Below are 15,571 nucleotides of genomic sequence, written 5' to 3' on the forward strand. Positions count from 1 at the left end.
AATGCCATGATGGAATCCTTCTGGTCGACGATGCAGATCGAACTGCTGAACCGTCGGAAGTGGAAGACCCGGATCGAGCTGGCGAACGCGATCTTTGAGTACATCGAAGTGTTCTACAACCGACGCCGCCGACACTCCGCACTCGAGTACGCCACCCCGCACGAATACGACCTCGCTCGAACGCCGCAGGCACTCACCACCGCTGGAAGCTAGCGACCACGACTGGCAACCAAACCATAGGTCAGGTCATATTGACCTGGCTTGCCCCTGGGGCGGCCCAGAGGGATACGACAGGTGCCTAAACCCATGGCCAGCAGAGGCTCTGCAAACGCTGATGGGAAAGTGCGTTATCCGTTTCTTCGGTGATCGAGGTCATCGGGGCTGTTGGCGTTTCAGGTCGATGTAGTCGGACATGGGTGTGGCGGATCGGGCGGCGTGCTGGGCGATGATGTCGGGGCTGTAGCCGAGGAGATCGATCAGGGTTCGTGCGTCGACTTCTTGGGTGAGGTCGCGCAGGGTGGCGTTGCGGGCCCGTTGGGCGTCAATGCCGAGGACTTTGAGCCTGCCGGAGAGAGTGTTCGGGTGCAGGTGCCGGCCCGCGGGTGCAGGTGCCGGCCCGCACGGGTGCCAGGGAACAGCCACGGCGTGCCGGTGTTGATGGTGTTCTGGTGCCCGGGGTCCTGCAGGTGCTGCCAGAACACCTCGGTGAGCGCTTCGGGAATGGCTGTCGGGGTGGTCCCGAGGGTGAGGAGCATGCCGTCCGGTGTGGCCGTGAGGTGTTCCCGGCGGAGCAGGACGATCTTGTTCAGGGGATGGGCCCACAGCAGCAGGATCAGCCCGGCCAGGCGGGTGGAACTGGTGACCTGGCGGTGTTCGAGGCAGTTCCGGAGGAGCTCGAGGCGCTGTGACTGGGTGATCATGGGCGTGGAGTGGGCGTTGCGGAACGGCACCTGAAGTGCCCCGGTGCGGTGGTCTTGGTCGTGGTCGAGCCAGCGGATGAAGGCCCGGATGTGCTTGCGGGTACTGGGGCCGGCGCTGAGGTAGTCGTCGAGGTGGAGTTGCTGAAGTTCTTGCGCGGTCGCGTGATGGTGGGCTCGGAGCCAGATGAGGAACTTCCCGGCTTCGGTGATCTCTTGTTTGGCCGTATGGGTGCTGGCCTGAAGATCGGCATCGGGATCGGCCGCCTGGGCGCGGATGCGCTGGAGGTGGTGCCAGGTGGCGAAGCGTTCGATGAGGTGGGCGGTGCCGTCGTCGGGCAGGGCCGCGATCCTGGTGGTGAGCCAGTGTTCGAACCGTGCGAGGGTCTCGTTGCCGCGGGCGTCCATCATGCGGTGATGGACGAGCAGAGCCCGGAGGTGTTCGGCGGCGTTCGAGCGGGGGAGGCGGTCGAAGGCTTCGTGGGTGAGCGCCAGTTCGCGGGCGCCGATGGCTTCCAGCAGGGTCCTGGCCCGGGTGCCTGGGCGCATGTAGGTGTAGACGCTTTCGGGTCGTTGGGAACCGGTGAGCACTTTGATGAGCCGGTGCAGGCGTAGGTCGTCGCCCGGGGCGAGCACGGTGGTGAGGTCGTCGGTGAGCGCGCAGCGGATGCAGAGCCCGGCCCGGAACCTCTCGGCCTCGCGGTGACAGCGGGTGCAGGTCAGGGCGGTGGTGATGCCGGCGCAGTCACGGCAGAGGGGCTCTCGTTCGGCGGAGCGACCCGGGAGCATGCGGTGTTCCCCGCAGTGCGGGCAGGTTCCGTAGGTGTGGGTGGCTTCGGTGAAGCAGGCCCCGCAGATGGCTCCGTCGGGCCAGTGGAGGCGGATCTTGGCGACCTGCTGGTGGCAGCGGTCGCAGGCGTGGGGCCCGGCCGAGCGGGGTCGGCCGCGTTTGTTCGGGGTGGGGAGGTCGGTGAGCGTGGGGGGCCGGGCGGATCCGTTGCCGTCGGTGGCCGGGCGCCAGGGGTCAGTCATTGTCGTCGTCGATGATGCGGGCGCGCACGGGGCGGTAGTGGCGGAGGTCGGGGAGGTCTTCACCGGTCCCCGCGCGGTGTTGCCGGGCGGTCTTGGCGTCGGTGGCCGTGTAGGTGATCAGGTCGTTGGGCGTGACCTCGAGGGCGTCGCAGAGGGCGACGAGGACCTTGAAGGAGATCCGCTCCGGCTGCTGGGTCACGATGCGCCACACGGCGTTGGCGGTGAGGGTGATGCCGCGTTCGTGCAACAGCTCGGCGAGGTCTTTGGCGGTGTGCACGCCGCGGCGTGCCATGATCTCGCGGACCCGCCAGGTGTAGGTGATCTCGCGTGTGCTCATGGGGCTCTCCTGGGTGCGGGCAGCCCGAGGGCTGCCTGGATGGTGCGGTCGTGGGCCCGTTCCAGGGCCAGTCGCTGGTAGTCGGGGGAGGGTAGGGAGTAGATCGAGGTCGTCGCGGCGTGCTCGTGACCGAGCTGGAGTTGGACGAAGGTGACGTCGAAGCCCGCCCCGGTGATCAGCTGTGTGGCGTAGGAACGACGGAAGGAGTGCAGATCGAGCCCGGGCGGGAAACCGAGCTCATCGATGAAGGCACGCAGCCGCCCGAGCAGATGCGATTCGCCCACGATCGCCCCGGTGCTGGTGGGGAAGAGATCACTCACCGGGTGCCCGTAGCGGGGCAGCCCGTTGCGGATCCAGTCCTGGATCATCTCCGCGGACCAGGGCCAGACGGTCAGCACGGAGCGGACCTTCTTCGCCGAGCCGCGGTGGGACTTTCCCCAGCGCACGCGCAGCACGCCGTGGCCGCCCAGGTAGGGGGCCCGGTTGTTGGACGAGAAGTCCACGACCTGCAGGTGCCGCAGTTCGTTGGAGCGCAGCCCCCAGCTGTAGGCCGTCTTGAACGCGATCGCATCGCGCCAGGCGGCCACCGCACCCTTGCGCCCGGAGACCAGGATCCGCTCGACCTCCAGATCGGCCAGATCGAACAACTCCTGCAGCTCGGCCTGGGTGAAAGGACGTTTGGCCGGGCGCGCCTCGGTGGGCTGGGCATGGGTGAGGCGGTTGAGCTCGGTCACGACCTGGGCGAAGACCTGCCCGAACGACCTCGCGGCCTGCTCGCACCAGTCGTAGTGCGGATCGCAGGCGTAGTCGCAGAACAGCTTGATCGCCCCCTGATAGGAGCGCACGCTCCCGTGAGAGAGGTTGCGCACCGCACGGGCGTGGGAGAAGAAGTCGTCCGCATCTGACAGCGTCCACTCCCACGGGTAGCGCCCGGAGAAGTCCACCAGGCTCATCACGACGCTGCGCCGGGTGCGAATCGTGGCCGGCGCGAAGTCCTTCGCCCGCTGCTGAGCGCCCCACCCATCCAAGACACTGGCCAGGAAGACGTCCGGATCGGGGGCTTGCCCACCGAAGGGAACGAACCGCACGTTCTCGCCATCGTGGCCCATGAGTCGTCCTTGGATGTCAGAAGATGCTTGCGATACTCGCACACAGATTGCGTGTACCGCAATCGTCACCGGGAAAGTCCAGGCTAGAAGCCGAACGGGCATGGTAGGTCCGGGGGCCATTCGCATCCCGCACGGCACGTCACCCCGCGGTGATCAAGCAGGATAAGCCCAGGTCAGAAGGCAGTTGGGGGAGCATCGGGGCCGTTACCCGGAACCTCACGATGTGCAGAAACCGCGAATAGAGTCGTTGTCTTTTTACATAAGGCTGGCTATCGGACACTGACCATGTCCTTCCGAGCAGGGCAACAACGGCTTCCCGGCGCAGCAAAGCCCCCGGTAATTCACCGAGGGCTTTGCTTCTTTCCTGCGGGTGTTACTGCACGGCGACGAATACCTTGTCTCCGAGCATGCCTGGGCTGACGGCTAGAACGCCTTGGTCAGCCGTGGCGGTCGGCACTTCAAAGGCTGCATTGCCTGTTGCAGTGCCATCCGTGTAGAGCGTGCTCGTGGTATCGATAGCTTCCGGTGCGACGACGGTGTTGTCGAAGCTGTTGACCGTCGTGCTGTCTGCTGTCACGTACTCGACTGTGACGAAAGCCGGCACCTGCCCGTCTGGGTCATCGCCCAGATAGGTCGTGGAGTAATTCACGAGGATGTACTCCGATCCCTCGGCGGGCGGCTCGTTGAATTCGTTGACAGAGACAACGGCGTCCGTAGCGTCGAGGGTGACGGAGTTGACGACGACGCGCCAATCGTCGGACTCAATCACCGAGCCGATGGGGTAGGGGTTCCCGCGCGTTCCGGCTTCGGCGGCCGCGTCTCCCTCAGCGCCGTCTTCCTCGGCTGCTCCATCATCGGCAACCGCGTCATCAGACGGTTCGACGACGGTGGTGTTCCCGCTGCCGAGAGCTTCATCGAAAGAGGTCGTGACGACGGTGAGGAACACGACGACTCCGACAATCGTTCCCACGATCGAGAGGATCACAGCGGTGATGCCCATCCATTTGGACTTGTCCTTGAGGAACAGGGAAACGAGGCCCAGAACAAAGGCAATCGGCAGCAGGATCCAGCCGACGATGAGGGCGCCGGGGATGCAGGCGAAAACGAAGCCGAGCACTGCTGTGATCAGCGCGATGAGTCCCACGACGTTCGACTGCTTTTTCGCCTTGATCTGCTGAGGCGGCAGCGTCTGCGCGGACGCTCCCTGGCCAGAATGGGCGGGATATGGTTGCTGTGACTGGCGGGGCGGAACTTGCTGTGAGCTCTCCCTGGGGGGTCCTGGTGGTGTCATTGCTCCATATTCGCAGATGCGAAACGCTCACAGCTTCATGACACGAAGCCGCCTCACTGCACGACCTTTCCCGATGTAATAATCACGGAGCGTGGCCCTTCGGTGACTACTGTCTGGGGTTTTCCCGCCCTCGCAGGGCGACATCCGCGGAGCGGCCGGTTCTGGTGGTTCACGAATGAAGATCAGCGTAGTAGCCAGGGTCCGAGGGACAGCAAGATAAAGAATTACGCCCTTGGGGAGTCTCTCTTCTGTTCAGCGAGAGCAACGTTAATCATGACGACGCTTCACAACGAGGGGATGCTGAGGCGCTGGATGTTTCCAGGGACTGCGCCCCTGCGCGTGGGGTCCCTGTGGGGCGCACCCGCTCGCCATCGAGGAGGCGCTACAGAGCCTGCAGGTCCGGCGGAAGTATCTCTACTGCAGGCGACGGCTGATCGGCGCCACGGCGCTGGACCACCACATGCCCGGGCGGGAGAACGCGGTGAGGGTGGACGCGGCCGCATTATCCTCCAGCCATTGAGCGCAGAATCTTTCCTCGCCTCGTTTGGGATGGCCCTGCAGGGTGCCGTATGCGAATGCTCACTGACGATGGGTCTGTTGCAAGATCAGGGGACATCTCGACCTGATCTAGCGTGCCTCCGCGCGGGCACCGCGTCCCTCGTAGGCTGGCTCTCACGCGCAACGAACAGGAGGCCGGAATGGCCGGGACAACGGTGGAGGACGTGCTGGCCGAGCTGGCCGCGCTCGAGGACCCCAGGGTGCGCGCGGTGAACGAGCGGCACGGGGACGACCACGGGGTGAACCTGACCAAGCTGCGGGCGGTCGCGAAGCGGCTGGGAACGCAGCAGGATCTCGCGCTCGAGCTCTGGGCGACCGGTGACACGGCGGCGAGACTGCTGGCGCTGCTGATCTGCCGGCCGAAGGCGTTCGAGCGGGACGAGCTGGACGCCATGGTGCAGGAGGCGCGCACTCCCAAGGTCCAGGACTGGCTCGTGAACTACGTGGTGAAGAAGAGCCCGCACGCCGAGGAGCTGCGCATGGCGTGGTTCGCCGATCCGGATCCCGCGGTCGCGAGCGCCGGCTGGGCACTGACCGCCGACCGCGTGGTGAGAAAGCCCGAGGGGCTCGACCTCTCCGGCCTGCTCGATGTCGTCGAGGCGGAGATGGGAGATGCCCCGGACCGCCTGCAGTGGGCGATGAACACCTGCCTGGCGCAGATCGGGATCGAGCACCCGGAGCACCGGGCCCGTGCCCTCGAGATCGGGGAGCGACTGGAGGTGCTCAAGGACTATCCGACGCCGCCGAACTGCACGTCGCCGTACGCCCCCTTGTGGATCGCCGAGATGGTGCGCCGGCAGGACGCTCCGTAGCAGCACCGGCGCCGCGGTGGGGCTAGCGTGAGGTGAGCGCGGTCACGCCGCGCTTCCCACTTCCGCCGTGAAAGGCCCTGCATGTTCCTCCGCTCCGGCGCCGCGCCCCGCCGTCGTCCCGTGCTGTCCGCGCAGGCGGCGTTCTGGGTGCAGGCGTCCGTGCTGGTGGTGGTCATGGCCGCCTCCAGTGCGCCCAGTCCGCTGTACCCGCTGTACCAGGACCTGTGGGGCTTCCCGCCGGTCGTGCTGACCGTCATCTTCGCCGCGTACGTGGTGTCCCTGCTCGCAGCCCTGCTCACGGTGGGGGCGCTGTCCGACCACCTGGGGCGCCGCCCGGTGCTGCTGGTCGCCCTGGCCCTGGAGATCGCCGCGATGGCGGTGTTCGTGCTGGCGGACAGCGAGGCGACCCTGGTGGTGGCCCGGCTGGTCCAGGGCGTGGCGACCGGCACGGCCACCGGGGCGCTGGGCGCCTATGTGATCGAGCTCGAGCCGGAGGAGCGCCGGGGGCTGGGGACCGTGATCACCGGGGCGGGGCCGGTGCTGGGGCTGGCCGGGGGAGCGGTGGCCTCGAGCCTCATCGTCGCGGCCGCCCCGGGAATGATCGACCTCATCTTCCTCGTGCTGTTGGGGCTGCTCGTGCTGCAGCTCGTGGGCACAGCGCTCGGGCCCGAGACCGTGGAGCGCGCCCCCGGGGCGCTGGCCTCGCTGCGTCCGCGCGTCTCCTTCCCGCCGCAGGTGCGCCGCTCGGCGGTGTGGGTGCTGCCCGCCACGGCCGCGTGCTGGTCCCTGGGCGGGCTCATCATCTCCCTGGGGCCCAACCTCGTGCGCTCGCTGACCGGGGCGGACTCCGTGGTCCTCACCGGACTGGTGGTCGCGGCGCTGACGGGCACCGGCGGGATCGCGATCCTGCTGTTCGGCAGGACCGCGCCGGAGCGGGTGCTCGCCGTGGGCATGGGCGTCCTGGTGGTGGGCATGGCCGCCACGATCGCCGCGCTCGTCGTCGGATCCGTGGTGCTGTACTTCGTCGCCACGGTGGTGGCCGGCGTCGGCTTCGGCGCCGGCTTCCTCGGGGTGCTGCGCACGCTGCTGCCGCAGGCGGCACCGCACGAGCGGGCGGGGCTGCTCTCGGCGATCTACGTGGTCAGCTATCTCTCCCACAGCATCCCGGCGGTGGCCGCCGGTGCCGTCGCGGGCGAGGTCGGTCTGGTGCCCACGGCGATCGGCTACGCCGGCATGGTCATGGCCCTGGCCGTGGTCGTGCTCCTCGGCCTCCTGCGGAACCGCCCGCGCCGCTCATGACCTCCGGCGGTGGTGCAGGACGAGCAGCCGCGCGTAGCCGTCCGTGAGGTGGTCGATGAGATCCACCTTCAGGTACTCGTGCTCCGAGAGCCGGCGCACGGTGTGCAGGGAGGTCCCGTCGTACTGCACGGGGTGGGGCAGCTCGCCCCGCCCACCGGGAGGCTCCACGTCCAGGCGCCACGCGTCCAGGTCCTTCTGGGGTGTGGGGTCGTGGAGCGGCGAGCGGGTCCACAGCCGGCCGTCCGTGCCGACGACGAGGCCGCGGATGACGTGCCACCCGTAGCCGCACGCGACCCGGGAGAACGCGTGGCCGACCAGCGGGTAGGACCGGGCGCCGCGGGGGACGTGCACGAGCTTGGCCGGCTTCAGGCCCTCTCTGCGCAGCAGCTCGCTCGCCTCGATCCCGACCTTGCGCACCTCGTCCAGGGCCCGCTCCAGGCCGGCCTCGCGGGCACCGCGGTCGTGCGGGGTGCGGCGGCGCGGCTGCGGCTCGTGCGCTGCCCGGGCGGCAGCGCGGGTACGCCGTTCGTCCTTGATGCTCATGCCGCCTCCTCGCCTCGCTGGCCCCGAGTCTATGTGGTCCACCTCACGCGGGCGGCCGGCGGGCACCCGTGCCTTCCGGCCCGGCCGGCGCTGCGCCATGCTGGAGCCACCCCCGGTTCCGGCGATCCGGTCGACGGGTGGCAGCGACGCCCAGGAGGCTTCCGATGACCCGCACCGTCTTCTACACCGCCACCACCCTGGACGGCTACCTCGCCGACGAGCAGGACTCCCTGGAGTGGCTGTTCCGGCAGGACACCGATCCCGAGGGGCCGTTCCGCTACGACGAGTTCATCGCCGGGGTCGGGGCGGTCGTGATGGGCCGCACCACCTACGAGTGGGTCCGCGCGCACCTGCGGGCCTCCGGCGAGGACTGGCCCTACGCCATGCCCACCTGGGTGGTCACCCACGCCGAGCTGCCGGGGATCGCCGGGGCCGACCTCCGCTTCGCCCAGGGGGAGGTGGCACCGATCCACGCCGCTCTCGCGGAGGCCGCCGGCGGGAAGGACATCTGGGTGGTCGGCGGCGGCGACCTGGCCGCCCAGTTCGCCGAGGCGGGACTGCTGGACCAGTTGATGGTCTCCATCGCGCCGGTCACGCTCGGGGCGGGCCGCCCCCTGTTCCCCCGCCGGTTCGACCTGGAGCTGACGGACGTGGCCCGCAACCGCGCGTTCGTCTGCGCGACCTACCGCGTCGTGGGCCCGCTGGCGCCCTCGGGCGGTGGACCGGCCTCCTGAACCCGGGCCCGGCTCAGATCTCGATCCGGTGGGCGTCGCGCAGGTTCACGAAGCGCTCGGGGTTCGAGGTCAGCACGATCACCTGGGTCCGCTCCCCGGCGGTGGTGATGGCCGAGGCCAGCCGCCGGAGCCGCTGCGGGTCGGAGTGGCCCAGGGCGTCGTCGAGCAGCACCGGCACCCCGTCCTCCGGGTCCACGAGCAGCGCGGTGGCGAGCCGGATGAGGATCACCAGCTGCTCCTTGGCCCCGGTGGAGAGGGCGGAGAACGGCAGCCAGTCGCCGTCGAGCTTGCGCTGCTCGACCTCCAGGGACCCGCTCACCTGGACCTCGAAGTCCGGGCCGTAGACCGACCTGCCGAGGTGCTCCACCTCGGTGCGGAACGGCTGGACGTACTGGGCGTGGGCGCGCTCGCGGTGCTCCAGCAGCGTCCGCTCCAGGAGCAGGGCGGCCTCGGCGCGCCGCTCGATGCCGGCGAGGTGGCGTCGGGCGGCCTCGAGCCGCGTCTCGGCCTGGTCGTGGGCGAGCTGCACCCGGTCCCGGCCCATGCCCTCGAGCCGGCCCGCCAGGGACTGGTGGCGGCCCCGTCGCTCGCCCAGCAGGGACTCGAGCCCCGTGATCTCGTCCGCCACGTGCTGCTGATCGGCGAGCACCCGGTCCGCGTCGAGACCGGCGAGGGCCGCCTCGTGCCCGTCGATCTCCGCCTGGACCGCGGCCAGCGCCTCGGCCGCCGCGGTGACGGCACGGTCGAGGTCCTCGTCCGGGACCTCGCGGCGGGCGTCCTCGAGCCGGGCCCGGGAACCGGCGAGGGCGCGCTCCTGCTCGAGCGCGGCGCCCTGGAGGGAGTGCAGCGTCGTCTGGGCGGACTGGAGGGCGGACCGGGCCGCCTCGGCGGCGGCCTCGGCATGGAGCGCGGCGTCCTCGGCGTCGTTGAGGGCGGCCTCGGCGGCGTCGACCGTCTCCTGGGCGGCGCCGGCGGTCTCCGGCAGCGGAGCGTCGTCGTCCCGCCGGTCGCCGTACTGCTCGATCGAGGCGGCGAGACTGTCCCGGTCGTCGCGCAGGCGGCTCTCGTCCTCGCCGTCGAGCAGGCGGTCGCGCTGGGCCACGGCCTCGCGCACCTGCTGCGCCAACTCCTGGGCGGCGCGCCACTGGGTGCGGGCCTCGGCGACCGAGTCGACCCCGTGCCGCGCCAGCAGCGCGGTGAACCGCTCGCGGGCCGTGCGGGCGGCGTCCCGGCGGGTCGCGATGCCCTGCTCCGGGAAGACCCGCAGCCGCCACTCGCCGGGGATCTCGACCTCGACCTCGTCCGTCACCGGGACGGACCACGGCTCCTCGGGGTCGATCTCCTCGGTACTGCCGCCGCGGGTGATGGGGCGCGCGCGGCCCAGCGCGCTCAGCTCCACCCGGGCGCTGCCGGCCGCCAGTTCCGCCTCGGCCTTCTCCGCGGCCCGCTCGGCCCGCTCCAGCTCGTCCAGGACGTCCTCGTCGATCTCCGTGCCGGGACGGGCCCGCAGCTCGGCCAGCTGCGCCCGGACCGCCTCGAGCGAGTCCAGGATCTCGAGCACGCGGCGGTGGCGCTCGACGTCGTCGAGGTGCTTCCGGTCCTCCCGGGCGGAGCGGTGGGCCGCCCGGGCCTCCTGCACGGCGGTCTGGGCCGCGGTCCGGCGCTCCTCGGCCTCCGCTGCGTGCTCGCGCACCGGGGCGAGCTCCTGCTCGCAGGACCGCAGCTCCTCGGCGAGTGCTGCGCTGCGCTCCTCGTCGGCGGTCAGTGCGGCCACGAGCTCCGCACGGCGGGCCGAGCGCTCCCGGGCGCGGTCGAGCCCGCCCTGGGCGGCGTCCTTCCGGCGCTGGGCCTCCTGCCGCTGCCGCTGGACGGCCTCGATCTCCTCGGCGGCACGGTCCAGATCCGCCTTCTCCGCCCGGGCCGTCCCGAGCTTCCGGCCGGTGGCGGCGATCTCCTCGGTGAGCTCGGCGAGCTCCTCCTCGACCACCGCGATGCCCCGCAGCTCCTCGGCGGCCTCCGCGGCCGCGGTCCCGGCCGCACGGCAGTCGGTCTCGGCCTGGAGGTACTTGGCGTTCTTCTTCCGCGTCGAGGTCCAGTACCTGTCGCACTCCGCGCTCACGCGCTCCAGGAGGGAGGCGACCTCGCGGTCGTCGCCCTGGGCCTGGCCGGCGTGGCACTCCAGGGCCCGGCGCAGCGCAGCGCTGTCGGTGAGGGCGTTCTGGGTCAGTCCGCCGGCCTGCATGAAGCGCAGGGCCTTCCACAGCGCGGTGTCGGCCCCGCCCCACAGCTGCTCGGCGGCGTCGTGGGCCTCGCGGCCGGTGAGCGTGCGGCCGTCCCCGGCCCCGCCCACGTGACGAAGGGTCGTGGACGGCCGCTTCAGCCACTGCTTGGTGTAGACCACGCGGGTGGTTCCGATCGAGAACTCCGCCTCCACCAGGACGGGCACGTCCCGGCCGGCGGGCTTGGCCTCGGCGATCTTCTTGTGCCGGCTGCTGTCCGGGAGCTCGATCAGCGCGTCCAGGGCGTCGATCATCGAGGTCTTGCCGATCTCGTTGCGGCCGGTCAGCACCACGACCCCGGCGTCGGGGAAGACGACCTCGCGGGCGGTCACGCCGCGGAAGTTCTCCAGCTTGAGACGGTGCAGCTTCATCGGGTCGGTCCTCCCACGAGGCGGTACAGGAGCCGGAGCGCGTCCCCGGCGGCGGGCGCGTCCTTGGACTCCGAGGCGGCCAGTTCGCGCAGCTCGGTCACGGCGTCGGCGGCGTACCCGCCGACGTCGAGGTTCTCGAACTCGTCCTCGTCGGGGATCACCACCAGGTCGGTGTGCCGCTCCCATGCGTTGAGGCTCGCGAAGATCTCCGCCTGCTCCTCGAGCAGCCGGTCCAGCTGCGCGGACTCGGAGAGGTTGAGGGTGCCGGTGAAGACGGTCTTGAGGATGATCCGCTCCTTCGGGGTGAGGGCGGCGAGCTCGGTCCGCAGCGTCTCGACGTCGTCGGCGCCGTCGAGCTGCCGGGCGAGGACGCGGTGCTCCCACTGGCCCACCTCGTGGGAGGTGACCTCCACGGTGCTCCCGTCCAGCGCCACCTCGAGCACGTGGCCGCGGCCGTGCTCGCGGAAGCCCGTGGACTCGTGGGTGCCGGAGTAGTGGATCGCGCCGCGGTCGTCCTCGGGCCAGCGGATGTGCCGGTCGCCCAGCGCCACGTAGTGGACCGCCCCGCGGGCCAGCGCCTCGTCCAGGGGCGCGCGCCGCACGGTCACCTGAGAGGTGCGGTCGGGGTCCAGCTCGTCGAGCATCCCGTGGCCGACGACGACGCGCAGCGTCCCGTCCGGCTCCAGCCCCTCCAGGGCCGGGGCGACCGGGTCCGCGTCGGGCCGCTTGCTGCGCCAGGGCGCGGCCACGAGCTCGACGCCCTGGGCGACCGGCCAGGGGCCCACCTCGTCCAGGAGGACGACGTTGTCCGGTTTCGCGCCGACGAACGCGTCCTGGGCGTAGATCGACCCCGGACCGAGCGGGTCGTGGTTGCCCGGCAGCAGGTACACCGGCAGCCCCACCGAGCCCATGGCGTCCAGGGCGCGCCCGACGTCCCGGCGGCTGAGGTTGGCGTGCTCGAAGACGTCGCCGGCCACCACCACGAACGCGCATCCCCGGGCGCGGGCCAGCTCCCCGATGCGGCGGATCGTCTCGACCCGGTCGCCCGTGTACCGGGACTGGGCCTCGCCCTCGAGGTAGTGCCGGGTCATGCCCAGCTGCCAGTCGCTCGTGTGGAGGAATCGGATGCTCGTCATCGAGGCTCCTCGTGCGGTCGGGGGGTGCTCTCCCAGGGGGTGGGTCCAGTGCCACGCTATCGGGATCGGCGGACACCGAAGGCCCCGGCGCCCCGGACCGCCGGCGTGTGCTTCGATGGGGCTCATGGAGCCGAGCAACCGGAACGACCTGTGGGCGGCCGTCCACGCCGAGCGGGCGCGCCTGGCCGAGGACCTGGCCGGCCTGGACGAGGCGCAGTGGGCGGTGCCGTCCCTGTGCGGGCGGTGGACCGTGGAGGACGTCGTCGCGCACCTGACCGCGGCCGCGAGCATCGGCCGGCTCCGCTGGCTCCGGAGCGTGCTGGGCGCCCGCTTCGACTTCGACCTGCACAACCAGCGCCGCCTCGAGGAGCACCGGGGCGCCACCCCGGCCGAGACGCTCCAGCGGTTCCGGGCCGTGGCCGACAGCACCGCGGCGCCCTCCAAGGACACCGCGGCGTGGCTGGGGGAGGTCGTCGTCCACGGCCAGGACGTCCGCCGCCCGCTGGGGCTGCCGCGCACGCCGCCGGTCGGGACCGTGACCGCGGTGGCGCGGTTCTACGCGGGCAAGGACTTCGCGGTGCCCAGCCGCAGCGCCGCCCAGGGCCTCCACCTGGTGGCCACCGACGGTCCGTTCGAGTCCGGCGCCGGGCCCCTGGTCAGCGGGACCACGCTGGCGATCGTCATGGCGCTGGCCGGCCGCGCGGCGTACTGCGACGACCTGACCGGCGAGGGCATCTCGATCCTGCGGTCCCGCTGCTCGCTCGCCTGAGCGCGTTTCTCCGAGCGGGGGACACCGGCGGTGCCCATGGGGCGCGGGGTGGAGCCGTCCGGAATGTCCGGATCTGTGGGACGGTCGTCCGTCCGGACGCTGGGCATTCCGCCACCGGTGGGAGAGAGTGAGGAGAGGGCCGGCCGCGCGCCGGTCCCGCACGACACCACGCACCCGAGCAGAGGAGACACCTTGGCCGAGACCATCGCCGGCATCACCGTTCCGGACTCCGCCCTCGTCCGCGAGACCACCGAGCTGGTCCGGCGAGCCGCCGACGAGAGCCTGTTCAACCACTCCCGCCGCGTCTTCCTCTTCGGCATGCTCAAGTCCGCCGCGCGCGGAATGGAGGTGGACCCGGAGCTCGCCTACGTGGGGGCGATGTTCCACGACCTCGGCCTCACCGATGAGTACCGCACCCAGGACCAGCGCTTCGAGATCGACGGCGCCGCGGCGGCGCAGGCGTTCCTGCGCGACCACGGCCGCTCCGCGGAGGAGGCGCGCAACGTGTGGCTGGCGATCGCCCTGCACACCACGCCGGCCATTCCGCTGCACCTGGAGCCCGAGGTCGCCGTGGTCACCCTCGGCGTCGAGACCGACGTGCTGGGCCTGGACCTGGACCAGATCTCCGAGGCGCACCGCGCCGAGGTCGTCGCCGCGCATCCCCGGCCGGACTTCAAGAACAAGATCCTCCGCGCGTTCTACGACGGCATGGCCGACCGGCCCGAGACCACCTTCGGCACCATGAACGACGACGTGCTCGCCCACTTCGACCCCGACTTCCACCGGGAGGACTTCGTGCGCATCATCCAGGAGAACGCCTGGCCCGAGTGAGCCCGAGCGCACCGGCGGTGGGGGAGAACACGACCGTGACGACCGGTTCCCGGCGGGTGGTGTTCCTCGTGTTCGACGGCGTGAAGATGCTCGACGTCGCCGGCCCGGCCGAGGTGTTCGCCGAGGCCAACACCCTGGGCGCCGACTACGCGCTGAGCTACGCCTCGCCGTCCGGGGAGCCGGTGCGCACCTCCGTCGGGGCCCTGCTGCCGGTGGACGCGCCCGTCGCCGAGCTGTCCGACGTCGACACGCTGATCATCGCCGGCGGCGACGGCCTCGTCTCCGCGCCGCTGCCCGAGGAACTCGTCGACGCCGTCCGCGCATCCGGGGCCCGGCCCCGGCGGCTGGTCTCCATCTGCACCGGGTCCTTCGTGCTCGCCGCCGCAGGGGTGCTCTCCGGCCGGCGGGCCACCACGCACTGGCGCCACGCCGAGCTCCTGGCGCGGGCGCACCCCGACGTCCGGGTGGAGCCGGACGCCCTCTTCGTCGAGGACAACGGGGTGTTCACCTCGGCCGGGGTCTCCGCCGGCATCGACCTGGCCCTTGCCCTCGTCGAGCGGGACCACGGGCCGGAGCTCGCCCGGGACGTCGCCCGCGGCCTGGTGATGTTCATGCAGCGCCCCGGCGGCCAGTCCCAGTTCTCCGCCCCGCTGCAGGCCCCGCCCCCGCGGACACCGGTGCTGCGCGCCGCCGTCGACCGGGTCTGCGCCCAGCCCGCCCTGGACCACAGCGCCGAGGCGCTGGCCGCCGCCGTCGGCGTCAGCTCCCGCCACCTCTCCCGGCTCTTCGCCGCCGAGCTGCAGAGCACCCCGGCCAAGTTCGTGGAACGCACCCGCCTGGACCACGCCAAGGGCCTCCTGGACGCCGGGCACAGCATCGCGGAGACCGCCCGCGCCGCCGGCTTCGGCAGCACCGAGACCCTGCGCCGGACGTTCGTGGCCCGGTTCGACGTCTCGCCCAGCCAGTACCGCGCCCGCTTCGCCAGCACCGGCACTGAGGACCGGCCCCGCTGAACGGTGCCGCCCACCGTGCACCGCAACGGGGCGGTCACACCGTTGTGCCGATCGGAGGGCGGGGGGAGCATGGAGACCCGGCCCGCCGAAGCTCCAGGAGTTCCCGTGGCGTACAAGTTCTTCCCCCACATCCCCGTCGCCGACCTGGAGCGCTCGCGGTCCTTCTACCAGGCCCTGGGCTGGCGGACGGCCCCCGGCATGGCCGAGGGGCACAGCCTGATCCTGGACCTCGGGGAGGACTTCGGGGTCACGCTCGTCGAGCGGCGGTTCACGCAGCAGGCGATCGGCGAGGACCAGGAGCTCGCCGACCCCCTTCGCACGGTGAGCGGCAGCTTCGCCCTGCTCGTCGACATCCCCGAGGAGGTCGACGCCCTGGTCGAGCGGGCGGTCGCCGCCGGCGCCACCGCGGGGCACCGCAAGGATGACAGCTACACGAGCCACCGGGTGTTCGCCGACCTGGACGGCCATCGGTGGAACATCGTGTGGGCGGACCCGATCGTGACGACCCGGGACTGAGGCACGTTCCGTGCTTCGGAGCAA

The 15,571-nt window shown here is 71.0% G+C and carries 15 protein-coding genes and 1 pseudogene; 8 read left to right on the forward strand and 8 right to left on the reverse strand.

Going from position 1 to position 15,571, the window contains the following annotated elements; translation table 11 throughout:
* A partial coding sequence (locus CK505_RS02795) for an IS3 family transposase (protein WP_141246768.1) occupies nt 1–213 on the forward strand: 213 nt, incomplete at its 5' end.
* Between the two features lie 263 nt (nt 214–476).
* On the opposite strand, the gene CK505_RS02800 is transcribed toward CK505_RS02795, so the two are convergent.
* The 5 genes and pseudogenes from CK505_RS02800 to CK505_RS19050 all read right to left on the reverse strand — a co-directional run.
* The gene (locus CK505_RS02800) at nt 477–1,706 is read right to left on the reverse strand and encodes a hypothetical protein (protein WP_095650157.1); all 1,230 of its coding nucleotides are present in this window, start codon (nt 1,704–1,706) and stop codon (nt 477–479) included.
* Between the two features lie 235 nt (nt 1,707–1,941).
* Entirely contained in the window at nt 1,942–2,286 is a 345-nt protein-coding gene (locus CK505_RS02805) for a helix-turn-helix transcriptional regulator (protein ID WP_095650158.1), read from the reverse strand.
* Nucleotides 2,283–3,395 carry a site-specific integrase gene (locus CK505_RS02810; RefSeq protein ID WP_047803179.1) on the reverse strand — a complete coding sequence of 371 codons (1,113 nt, stop codon included), beginning with the start codon at nt 3,393–3,395 and terminating at the stop codon, nt 2,283–2,285. Before CK505_RS02810 ends, CK505_RS02805 begins: the two co-directional genes overlap by 4 nt.
* 373 nt (nt 3,396–3,768) lie before the next feature.
* Complete coding sequence (locus CK505_RS02815; RefSeq protein WP_255250875.1) at nt 3,769–4,539, reverse strand: hypothetical protein; 771 nt, start codon at nt 4,537–4,539, stop codon at nt 3,769–3,771.
* 561 nt (nt 4,540–5,100) lie between these two features.
* Nucleotides 5,101–5,253: pseudogene (locus tag CK505_RS19050) on the reverse strand (DUF1990 family protein); the annotation flags it as partial.
* 131 nt (nt 5,254–5,384) lie between these two features.
* On the opposite strand from CK505_RS19050, the gene CK505_RS02825 reads away from it, so the two are divergent.
* Nucleotides 5,385–6,056 (forward strand): DNA alkylation repair protein, encoded by a 672-nt coding sequence (locus tag CK505_RS02825; protein ID WP_095650159.1) that lies wholly within the window; start codon nt 5,385–5,387, stop codon nt 6,054–6,056.
* Nucleotides 6,057–6,137: 81 nt separating this feature from the next.
* Nucleotides 6,138–7,355 (forward strand): MFS transporter, encoded by a 1,218-nt coding sequence (locus CK505_RS02830; RefSeq protein ID WP_095650160.1) that lies wholly within the window; start codon nt 6,138–6,140, stop codon nt 7,353–7,355.
* Here CK505_RS02830 and CK505_RS02835 read toward each other — a convergent pair.
* Nucleotides 7,350–7,898, reverse strand: a complete 549-nt coding sequence (locus tag CK505_RS02835; protein WP_095650161.1) for a hypothetical protein — start codon at nt 7,896–7,898, stop codon at nt 7,350–7,352. The genes CK505_RS02830 and CK505_RS02835 overlap by 6 nt on opposite strands.
* Nucleotides 7,899–8,062: 164 nt before the next feature.
* Between CK505_RS02835 and CK505_RS02840 the strand changes: the two genes are divergently transcribed.
* Nucleotides 8,063–8,632 carry a dihydrofolate reductase family protein gene (locus CK505_RS02840; protein ID WP_095650162.1) on the forward strand — a complete coding sequence of 190 codons (570 nt, stop codon included), beginning with the start codon at nt 8,063–8,065 and terminating at the stop codon, nt 8,630–8,632.
* Between the two features lie 13 nt (nt 8,633–8,645).
* On the opposite strand, the gene CK505_RS02845 is transcribed toward CK505_RS02840, so the two are convergent.
* Nucleotides 8,646–11,282, reverse strand: coding sequence for an AAA family ATPase (locus tag CK505_RS02845; RefSeq protein WP_095650163.1), 2,637 nt, complete (start codon nt 11,280–11,282; stop codon nt 8,646–8,648).
* Nucleotides 11,279–12,418: an exonuclease SbcCD subunit D gene (locus tag CK505_RS02850; RefSeq protein ID WP_095650164.1), complete on the reverse strand. Its 1,140-nt coding sequence runs from the start codon at nt 12,416–12,418 to the stop codon at nt 11,279–11,281. Before CK505_RS02850 ends, CK505_RS02845 begins: the two co-directional genes overlap by 4 nt.
* A 115-nt stretch (nt 12,419–12,533) precedes the next feature.
* On the opposite strand from CK505_RS02850, the gene CK505_RS02855 reads away from it, so the two are divergent.
* The 4 genes from CK505_RS02855 to CK505_RS02870 all read left to right on the forward strand — a co-directional run bounded on the left by CK505_RS02855 (nt 12,534) and on the right by CK505_RS02870 (nt 15,547).
* Nucleotides 12,534–13,187 carry a maleylpyruvate isomerase family mycothiol-dependent enzyme gene (locus tag CK505_RS02855; RefSeq protein WP_095650165.1) on the forward strand — a complete coding sequence of 218 codons (654 nt, stop codon included), beginning with the start codon at nt 12,534–12,536 and terminating at the stop codon, nt 13,185–13,187.
* Between the two features lie 192 nt (nt 13,188–13,379).
* Nucleotides 13,380–14,018, forward strand: coding sequence for an HD domain-containing protein (locus tag CK505_RS02860; protein WP_095650166.1), 639 nt, complete (start codon nt 13,380–13,382; stop codon nt 14,016–14,018).
* A gap of 35 nt (nt 14,019–14,053) precedes the next feature.
* On the forward strand, nt 14,054–15,031 hold the full coding sequence (locus CK505_RS02865; protein WP_255250876.1) for a GlxA family transcriptional regulator: 978 nt from the start codon (nt 14,054–14,056) through the stop codon (nt 15,029–15,031).
* 105 nt (nt 15,032–15,136) lie between these two features.
* Nucleotides 15,137–15,547 carry a VOC family protein gene (locus CK505_RS02870; protein ID WP_095650167.1) on the forward strand — a complete coding sequence of 137 codons (411 nt, stop codon included), beginning with the start codon at nt 15,137–15,139 and terminating at the stop codon, nt 15,545–15,547.
* The last annotated feature ends 24 nt before the right edge of the window (nt 15,548–15,571 follow it).

This window comes from Kocuria sp. WN036, assembly GCF_002287015.1.
GTDB lineage: Bacteria > Actinomycetota > Actinomycetes > Actinomycetales > Micrococcaceae > Kocuria > Kocuria rosea.

What these genes read in the sequence shown, in the direction of transcription:
- CK505_RS02830 (WP_095650160.1), top strand. Translation starts at nt 6,138, where the DNA reads ATGTTCCTCCGCTCCGGCGCCGCGCCCCGCCGTCGTCCCGTGCTGTCC.
- CK505_RS02840 (WP_095650162.1), top strand. Translation starts at nt 8,063, where the DNA reads ATGACCCGCACCGTCTTCTACACCGCCACCACCCTGGACGGCTACCTC.
- CK505_RS02800 (WP_095650157.1), bottom strand. Translation starts at nt 1,706, where the DNA reads ATGCTCCCGGGTCGCTCCGCCGAACGAGAGCCCCTCTGCCGTGACTGC.
- CK505_RS02850 (WP_095650164.1), bottom strand. Translation starts at nt 12,418, where the DNA reads ATGACGAGCATCCGATTCCTCCACACGAGCGACTGGCAGCTGGGCATG.
- CK505_RS02825 (WP_095650159.1), top strand. Translation starts at nt 5,385, where the DNA reads ATGGCCGGGACAACGGTGGAGGACGTGCTGGCCGAGCTGGCCGCGCTC.
- CK505_RS02845 (WP_095650163.1), bottom strand. Translation starts at nt 11,282, where the DNA reads ATGAAGCTGCACCGTCTCAAGCTGGAGAACTTCCGCGGCGTGACCGCC.
- CK505_RS02810 (WP_047803179.1), bottom strand. Translation starts at nt 3,395, where the DNA reads ATGGGCCACGATGGCGAGAACGTGCGGTTCGTTCCCTTCGGTGGGCAA.
- CK505_RS02805 (WP_095650158.1), bottom strand. Translation starts at nt 2,286, where the DNA reads ATGAGCACACGCGAGATCACCTACACCTGGCGGGTCCGCGAGATCATG.
- CK505_RS02835 (WP_095650161.1), bottom strand. Translation starts at nt 7,898, where the DNA reads ATGAGCATCAAGGACGAACGGCGTACCCGCGCTGCCGCCCGGGCAGCG.
- CK505_RS02855 (WP_095650165.1), top strand. Translation starts at nt 12,534, where the DNA reads ATGGGGCTCATGGAGCCGAGCAACCGGAACGACCTGTGGGCGGCCGTC.